Source organism: Kineococcus indalonis, assembly GCF_009906395.1.
GTDB lineage: Bacteria > Actinomycetota > Actinomycetes > Actinomycetales > Kineococcaceae > Kineococcus > Kineococcus indalonis.
This window is the reverse complement of the sequence record NZ_JAAALM010000134.1, coordinates 1-8694: the sequence shown is the minus strand read 5'-3', so window position 1 is coordinate 8694 and position 8694 is coordinate 1. Positions and strand designations below refer to the sequence as shown.

Annotated in this window: 4 protein-coding genes; all 4 read right to left on the bottom strand. The window is 74.9% G+C overall.

Annotated features, from left to right (window positions below):
- Window positions 1-24: 24 nt before the first annotated feature.
- Window positions 25-2619 (bottom strand): nitrite reductase large subunit NirB, encoded by a 2595-nt coding sequence (nirB, locus tag GTR00_RS08910; RefSeq protein WP_166611272.1) that lies wholly within the window; start codon window positions 2617-2619, stop codon window positions 25-27.
- A gap of 5 nt (window positions 2620-2624) precedes the next feature.
- On the bottom strand, window positions 2625-2972 hold the full coding sequence (locus GTR00_RS08905) for a molybdopterin oxidoreductase (protein ID WP_166611271.1): 348 nt from the start codon (window positions 2970-2972) through the stop codon (window positions 2625-2627).
- A 48-nt stretch (window positions 2973-3020) separates the two neighbouring features.
- Window positions 3021-4412, bottom strand: coding sequence for an MFS transporter (locus tag GTR00_RS08900; protein ID WP_166611270.1), 1392 nt, complete (start codon window positions 4410-4412; stop codon window positions 3021-3023).
- 203 nt (window positions 4413-4615) lie between these two features.
- Window positions 4616-8650 (bottom strand): molybdopterin-dependent oxidoreductase, encoded by a 4035-nt coding sequence (locus GTR00_RS08895; protein WP_166611273.1) that lies wholly within the window; start codon window positions 8648-8650, stop codon window positions 4616-4618.
- Window positions 8651-8694: the final 44 nt, after the last annotated feature.

Genomic DNA, 8694 nt, shown 5'->3' with positions numbered 1-8694 from the left:
GGGCGGTGGCGCCGGTGGTGGCGCTCATCGGGGGACCTCCGCGGTCGAGGGGACGGCTCGGGAGCCCGCGTGGACCTCGGGGGCGAGCCCGCCGGGCGCGCCGGCCGGGCGGCGCGGCACCAGCGGCAGGTCCACCAGCGGCAGGGCGGGGCGGAACTGCCCGGGGGTGACGGGCTGCTCGCCCTCCTGCCAGGGGTCGCGGTAGTTGTCCACGGTGGCCTGCATGCGCTCGTCCAGCCCCTCCGCCATGCCGTCGCTGTCCTCGACGAGGACGGCGCGGACGCGCTCGATGCCCAACCGTGGCACGAACTCGTAGGTGCGCTCCAGCCAGTTCCCCCACTCGCGGTAGAACTGGATGAAGCGCCCGGTGAGGGTGATGACCTCCTCGGGGGAGTCCACCGTGGCCAGCAGGTCGCCCTTGCGCACCGTGGCCCCCGCGGCGCCGCCGACGTGCACCTCCCACTTGCCCGCGCCGACCGCCACGACGCCGATGTCCTTGACGTAGGCCTCGGCGCAGTTGCGCGGGCAGCCCACGACCCCCAGCTTCAGCTTGGCGGGGGTCTCGATCCCCTGGAACCGCGTCTCGATGTCGATGCCGAGCTGCGTGGAGTCGCCCAGGCCGAAGCGGCAGAAGTCGGTGCCCACGCACGTCTTCACGGTGCGCACGCTCTTGCCGTAGGCGTACCCGGACGGCATGCCCAGGTCCTTCCAGACCTTCGGCAGGTCCTCCTTCTTGACGCCCAGCAGGTCCAGGCGCTGTCCCCCGGTGACCTTGACCATGCCGACGTCGTACTTGTCGGCGACGTCGGCGATCTTGCGCAGCTGCTCGGGGGTGGTGACCCCGCCCTTCATCTGCGGCACGACGGAGAACGTGCCGTCGCGCTGGATGTTGGCGTGGACGCGGTCGTTGATGAACCGCCCGTCGCGCTCCTCCTCGATGCCCTCGGGCCACAGCACCCGCAGCAGCGAGGTCAGCCCCATCTTGGACCTGGCGTCCTCGGTGCCGCCGGGGGCGAGCTCGCGGAACACCGCGGACACCGAGCGCAGCCCGCGCTCGCGGATCGCGGCCACCAGTTCCGGCTTGGCCATCGGGATCGCGGGCACGTACCAGTTCGCGGACTCGTCCACGGTGAGGTTCCCGCCGGCGGCCCACTCGGTGATCTGCTCGACGACGGACTTGCAGGAGCCGCAGCCCTTGGCGGCGCGCGTGGCGCCCATCACGGCGCCCAGCGACGTGGCGCCGCCCTCCACGGCCCGCACGATCGCGCCCTTGGTGACGCCGTTGCAGTTGCACACCTGCGCGTGCTCGTCGAGCTCGGCGACGCCGACCTCGTCGGGCGGAGCGCCCAGGTCGAACAGCAGCGAGGTGCGCTCCTCCGGCAGCGGCAGCCCCTGGTCGAAGGCCTGCTGCAGGAACGCCGTCCTGCGCACGTCGCCGAGCAGGGTGGCGCCCACCAGGCGGCCGGCGCGGACGACGACGTTCAGGTACACCCCGCGGTGCGGCTCGGAGAACACCACGAACTCGTCGTCGTCGCTCTCGGGGCCGGGCAGGCCCATCTGCACGACGTCCACGCCGGCGACCTTCAGCTTCGTGGCGGTGCGCGAGCCGTGGTACTCGGCGGAGGGGTCGGCGCCGGTGACGTGGTCGGCCAGCACGCCGGCCTGCTCCCACAGCGGCGCGACCAGTCCGTAGGTCTGCCCGCGGTGCTGCACGCACTCGCCGACGGCGTACACCTCGCCGGGCTCGCCCTCCACGCGCATCCGGTCGTCGACGACGACGCCGCGCTCGACCTCCAGGCCGGAGCGCACCGCGACCTCGGTGCTGGGGCGGATGCCGGCGGCGACGACGACGAGGTCGGCGTCCAGGACCGTGCCGTCGGGCATCTCCACGCCCGTGACGCGCCCGGTGCCGCGCAGCCCCCGCGTGCGCACGCCGGTGTGCACGCGGATCCCCAGGGCCTCGATGGAGCGGCGCAGCACCCGTCCGGCCTCCGGGCCGAGCTGCTGGTTCATCAGGTGCCCCGGGGAGTGCACGAGGTCGACCTGCAGGCCCTGGGTGGCCAGGCCGTGCGCGGCCTCCAGCCCGAGCAGGCCACCGCCGATGACGACGGCGCGGCGGTGCTCGCGGGCCGCGGCCAGCAGGGCGCGGGTGTCGTCCAGGGTGCGGAACCCGAACACGCCCTCCAGCAGGGAGCCGTCCTCGCGGTGCAGGCCCTCCATCCGGGGGAAGAACGGCGTGGAGCCGGTGGCCAGGACGAGCACGTCGTACGGGGTGGTGCCGCCCTGCGCGTCGTGGACGACGCGCGCGAAGGTGTCCACGCGCTCCACGGCCACGCCGGCGCGCAGGTCGACGTCGTTCTCGCGGTACCAGTCCAGCGGGTTGAGGAAGATCGCGTCCTCCTCCTCCTGCCCGGTCAGGACGTGCGAGAGCATGATCCGGTTGTAGTTGCCGTACGGCTCGGCGCCGAAGACGGTCACGTCGAACATCGACGCCCCGCCGCGCTCGAGGACCTCCTCGACGGCGCGGATCCCGGCCATGCCGTTGCCGACGACGACGAGGCGTCGTTTGGGGCCGCGCTGGTGCGGGATGCCGCTGGTGCGGGTGGTGGTCGCGGTCACGGGGATCAGACCTCCACGAGGCCGAGGTCGAGGACGACGGTGCCGCTGACGCCCTCGGGCGCGGCGACCCGCAGCTCCAGCGCGGCGGGCGCCTCCACGTCCTCCACGATGCGCAGCGCCACGTGCACCGACGAGCGGGCCCCCACGGGGAACCAGCGCATCGCCACCCCGTCGCGCAGCAGCACGACGCTGATCAGCTCGTCGCTGGAGTTGCCCGCGCGCAGGTACACCGGTTGCGCGCGCACGCCGTCCGGCACCGCGTAGGCGGGCAGGCCCTCCACGGGGGCGGGCTTCTCCAGCCCTGCGCCCGTGAAGGGGAAGGCGCCCTGCAGGAAACGGGGGGTGGAGCTCACGGTGGTCCTCCTGGGGTCCGGTCGGGTGCGTGCTCGGGTCCGGGCGGGTCAGATGGCGGTGCCGGCGAAGCGCGTGGCGCGCCCGCGCACGTACACCGCGGCGGTGACGACGGCGCACAGGGCGTAGAAGCCGATGAACGCGACCAGGGCGGGCACGAGCGAGCCGCTGCTCGTGATCGAGGTGGCGAACACGCGGGGGATGACGAACCCGCCGTAGGCGCCGATGCCGGCGGCGATGCCGATGCAGGCGGCGGCCTCCCGCTTGGCCAGCGTCAGCGCCGCGCCGTCGCCGGGGGCGGTGCCGGCGCGGAACACCGCGGGGATCATGCGGTAGATCGAGCCGTTGCCCATGCCGCTGGCGACGAAGAGCACGAGGAAGGAGCCGAAGAACAGCGGGAAGCTGCCGGCGCCCAGCGCGGCGATGACCCCGAGCGCGCCGAGGGCCATGACGGCGTAGGCGGCGATGCTCACGCTCGCCCCGGACAGCCTGTCCGACAGGCGCCCGCCGTAGGGGCGGGCCATGGAGCCGACGAGCGCGCCGATGAAGGCCAGGGTCAGCGGCACGGCGGGCAGGCCGATGAAGCCCCAGGTGAAGGACACCTCGGGGAACTGGCTCTTGATGAGGGTGGGGAAGACGCCGGCGTAGCCGATGAACGAGCCGAAGGTGCCGATGTAGAGGAAGGAGATGACCCAGGTGTGCTTGTTGCGCGCGGCCGCCGCGTAACCGGCGAAGTCGGCCCTGGCCGCGGAGAGGTTGTCCATGGATCGCCACGCCAGCACCGCCGCCAGCACCGCCAGCGGGACGATCACCAGGCCCGCGCGCTCCAGCGCCAGCCCACCGCCGACGACGACGACGATCGGGACGACCAGCTGCACGACGGCGACGCCGAGGTTGCCGCCGGCCGCGTTCAGCCCGAGCGCGGCGCCCTTCTCCCGCTCGGGGAAGAAGAAGGAGATGTTCGCCATGCTGCTGGCGAAGTTCCCGCCGCCCACGCCGGCGGTGGCCGCCACGAGCACCATCAGCCAGAACGGCGTGCCCGGGTTCTGCACGACGACCGCCAGGCCGGCGCACGGCACGATCAGCAGCAGCGCCGAGACGACCGTCCAGTTGCGCCCGCCGAAGCGCGGCACGGCGAAGGTGTACGGGAAGCGCAGCGTGGCCCCGACGAGGTTGGGGATCGCGATGAGCCAGAACTGCTGGTCGGCGGTGAGGTCGAAGCTGGCGGCGTTGAGCGAGGGGGTGACGATCGTCCACAGCTGCCAGACGGAGAAGCCGAGGAACTCCGCGAAGATCGACAGCCACAGGTTGCGGCGCGCGGCCGGCCGGCCCGTGGAGACCCACTGGGCGGTGTCCTCGGGGTCGTAGTGGTCGATCCAGCGGCCCGGGCGCGGGTTGGGGATCGTGCCGAGCGCGTGCTCGCTCTGCTGGGTGACGGCCATCGGGCGGACTCCTCGGTCGGTGCGCTGGCGGGGGAGCGGTGCTGGTGGCGGTGGAGCGGGCGGGGCTGCCGGCGCGGTCGCCGGTGGGGCCGCGCCTCGTGCCTCGACGGTACGGAGGGCGTGTTACCGCTCGTGTTCACCCGTGTTTCACCGACGGCACGTTGTCCTCACCCCGGCCGCCGGCCGCTGTGAGGGCGGGGGTCTCAGTAGACGTCGCGCACGTAGCGCTTCTGCGCCGCCAGCTGCTCGACGTGCTCGGCCGCGGCCCGCTCGTCCAGGCCGCCGTGCACCTCGGCCACGCGCCGCAGCGCGGCGTCCACGTCCTTCGCCATGCGCGCCGCGTCGCCGCACACGTACAGGTGCGCGCCGTCCTGCAGCCAGGCCCACAGCTGCTCGCCGTGCTGCAGCATCCGGTCCTGCACGTACACCTTCTGCTCCTGGTCGCGGGAGAAGGCCAGGGACAGCCGCGTCAGGAAGCCGTCGCGGCGCATGCCCTCCAGCTCCTCGCGGTAGTGGTAGTCGGTGGCCGAGCGCCGCTCGCCGAAGAAGAGCCAGTTGCGCCCGGTGTGCCCCAGTGCCCGCCGCTCGTGCAGGAAGGCCCGGAACGGCGCCACGCCCGTGCCCGGCCCCACCATCACCATCGGCACGTCCGGGTCGGCCGGGGGGCGGAAGTGCGCCGAGGGCTGCACGAACACCGGCACCTCCTCGCCCTCGCCGCAGCGGTCGGCCAGGAACGTCGAGCACAGCCCGCCGCGGGCGCGCCCGTCCAGCTCGTAGCGCACCACGCCCACCGTCAGCTGCACCTCGCGCGGGTCCACCAGCGGCGAGGAGGAGATCGAGTACTGCCGCGGCTGCAGCCGCTTGAGCACCGCCCGCCACTCCTCGCCGTCGGCGCGGGCGGGGAAGCGCTCCAGCACGTCGGTGACGGCGCGCCCGGCCAGCCAGGCGCGCAGGTCCGCGGAGCGCTGCGGGCTCAGCAGCCCGCCGAGCTCCCCGCCGCGGGTGCGCCCGGCCACCAGGCGCAGCAGCTCCGGGGTGACCCGGCGCAGGTCCAGGTGGCGGCGGGCGGCCTCGCGCCAGCTCGTCTCCCCGGCGCCGTCCAGGCGCACCGCGCCGTCGGCGGGCAGGCCGCTGGCGCGCAGGAACGCCCGCACCTCCTCCTCGGCGTTGGTGGGCCACACGCCCAGCGAGTCCCCGGCGCGGTACTCCACGCCCTCGGCGAGCGCGAAGCCGAAGCGGCGCACCTCCTTGCCGGAGCCGTCGGCGCTCAGCCGCTCGTTGCGCACCAGCGGTGCGGGCACCGGTGCCGCGCGGGTGCCGCGCCGCGCGGGCCGCGGCGCGGTGCCTGCCGCGGTGCCTGCCGGGCTGTCCCGCGGGGCGCGCGGGGCGGGCACGCCGCCGGTGCCCGGGGCCGCCTCGCGCAGCCGCGCCAGCACCTCCTCGCACCAGGCGCGGGCCTTGTCGTCCTCACCCGGCTCGCAGTCGGCGCGCCCGGCCAGCCGGGTGGCGCCCAGCTCCTCCAGGCGCGCGTCGAGGCGGCGGCCGTGGCCGCAGAAGTCGGCGTAGCTGGAGTCGCCCATCGCCAGCACCGCGAAGCGCGTGGAGCCCAGCACGGGAGCGCCGGGCGCGCTGAGCGCGGACCACAGGGCGGTGCCGTTGTCGGGCGCCTCCCCGTCGCCGAAGGTGCTGGTGACCACCAGCACGGTGCCCGCCGCGGCGACGGCGGCGGCGTCGGCCTCGTCCATGCCGCGCAGGTCCACCTCGTGCCCCTCGCCGCGCAGCCGCTCGGCGAGGTCCGCGGCGCGCTCCTCCGCGCCGCCCGTCTGCGAGGCCCACAGCACGGTGACGCGCCCGGCACCCACCGGCGCGCCCGGCGCCGCCGGGTGCGCTCCCGGCTCCGGGGCGCGCGAGAACATCCCCGCCAGCAGCCCGTCCACCCAGGCGCGGGTGCGGGTGTCGAACGGCGCGGACGCCGGCAGCACCGGCACGCCGAGCACGCCCTCCTGCCGCCGTCCCCACAGCAGCCCGTCGAGGTAGGTGCGCTGCACCTCGTCCAGCGCCGGCGGGGCGCCGGCCGCCCGCGGCGCGGGGACGGGCTGGGCCACCGCGGGCGCGCCGGGCGAGGGACCCACCCGCGTCAGGCGCACCGCGGCGAACTTCAGCTCCGGCTGGAAGGACGCGGGGTCCACCGCGTCGCTGGTGAGCGCGTTGACGGCCAGGTCCTCGCCGTGGGCGTCGCTCCAGTGGAACGGCGCGAAGCAGTTCCCCGGGCGCACCCGGTCGGAGGTGCGCGCCGGCAGCACCGCGCGCCCGCGCCGGGAGGCCACCTCCACCAGGTCCCCGTCCGCGGCGCCCAGGGCGCGCGCGTCGTCCGGGTGCAGCTGCAGGAACGGCCCGGGGTCCAGCTTGTTGAGCTTGGCGACCTTGCCCGTCTTGGTGAGCGTGTGCCACTGGTGCTGCACCCGCCCGGTCGTCAGCACGAACGGGTGCTCGTCGTCGGGCAGCTCGGCGGGGTCGGCGTGCGGACGGGCGTGGAACTGCGCGCGCCCGTTGGCCGTGGCGAAGCGGAAACCGTCGCCGTCGCGGTAGCGCACCGGGTTGCGCCGGCCCTCGTCGCCGGGCGGGCTGGGCCACTGCGCCGGCCCGCCGCGCAGCTTCGCGTAGTCGATGCCGCGCAGGTCGTAGCCGGTGGCGGGGTTCGCGAAGCGGCGGAGCTCCTCGAACACCTCCTCGGCGGAGGAGAACGCGAACGCCTCGCCGTGCCCGAGCTCGGCGGCCACCATCGCGATGAGCTTCCAGTCCGGCAGCGCGTCCCCGGGCGCGTCGACCGCCTGCGGCAGCAGCGTCAGCGTCCGCTCGGAGTTCACGGTGACGTACGTGGACTCCGCCCACAGCGCCGCCGGCAGCAGCACGTCGGCGTAGGCGTTCGTCTCCGTCTCGGCGAAGACGTCCTGGCAGACGACCAGCTCCGCGGCCCGCAGGCCCGCCACCACGGTGCTCCGGTTGGCCACCGAGGCCACCGGGTTGGTGCACACGATCCAGCACGCCTTGACCTCGCCGGCGGCCATGCGCTCGAACATGTCGATCGTGCCGGAGCACGCGTCGGCGCGGATCGTGCCGCGCGGCACGCCCCACACGTCCTCCACGAACGCCCGGTCCTCCTCCACCAGCACCGAGCGCTGCCCGGGCAGGCCGGGGCCCATGTAGCCCATCTCCCGCCCGCCCATGGCGTTGGGCTGGCCCGTCAGGGAGAACGGCCCGCTGCCGCGGCGGCCGATGGCGCCGGTGGCCAGGTGCAGGTTGCACAGCGCGTTGGTGTTCCAGGTGCCGTGGGTGCTCTGGTTCAGCCCCATCGTCCAGCACGACATCCAGTTCCCGGCCTCGCCGATCCAGCGGGCGGCGGTGCGCAGGTCCTCCTCGGCCACCCCGGTGATCGCGCTGACCGCGGCGGGGGGGTAGTCGGCGAGCATCCCCTCCAGCGCCTCCCAGCCGTCGGTGAACCGCTCCACGAACCCGCGGTCGACGTGCCCGGCCTCGACGACCAGGTGCAGCAGCCCGTTGAGCAGCGCCAGGTCGGTGCCGGGGCGGATCTGCAGGAACAGGTCGGCGCGCTCGGCGGTGGCCGTGCGCCGCGGGTCCACCACGATCAGCTTCGCGCCCGCCTTGAGGCGGTCGGCCAGGCGCAGGAAGAGGACCGGGTGGCAGTCGGCCATGTTGGCGCCGGTGACGAGGAAGACGTCGGCGTGGTCGAAGTCGTCGTACGAGCCGGGCGGCCCGTCGGCGCCCAGGGACGTCTTGTAGCCGGTGCCGGCGCTGGCCATGCACAGCCGGGAGTTGGACTCCACGTACCGGGTGCGCAGGTACCCCTTGGCCAGCTTGGTGGCCAGGTACTGCGCCTCCAGCGACATCTGCCCGGACAGGTACAGGGCCACCGCGTCGGGGCCGTGCTCGTCGACGACGGCGCGCAGCCGCCCGGCCACCTGCGCGACGGCCTCGCGCACCCCGGTGGGCACCGGCGCCGCGCCGCGCTCGGGGCGCACGTGGGCGCGCTCCAGGCGGCCCTGCGCGAGGAGGAACTCCGCGCTCGTGGCGCCCTTGGTGCACAGCCGCCCGGCGTTGGCCGGGTGCTCCCGGTCGCCGGAGACGCCGCGCACCACCCGCCGGCCGCTGGCCGCGTCCGTGCCGACGCGCAGCACGATGCCGCAGCCCACCCCGCAGTAGGAGCAGGAGGTGCGCACGGTGTCGGCGGTGGTGGTGGCCGTGGTGGTGGTGGCCGTGGTGG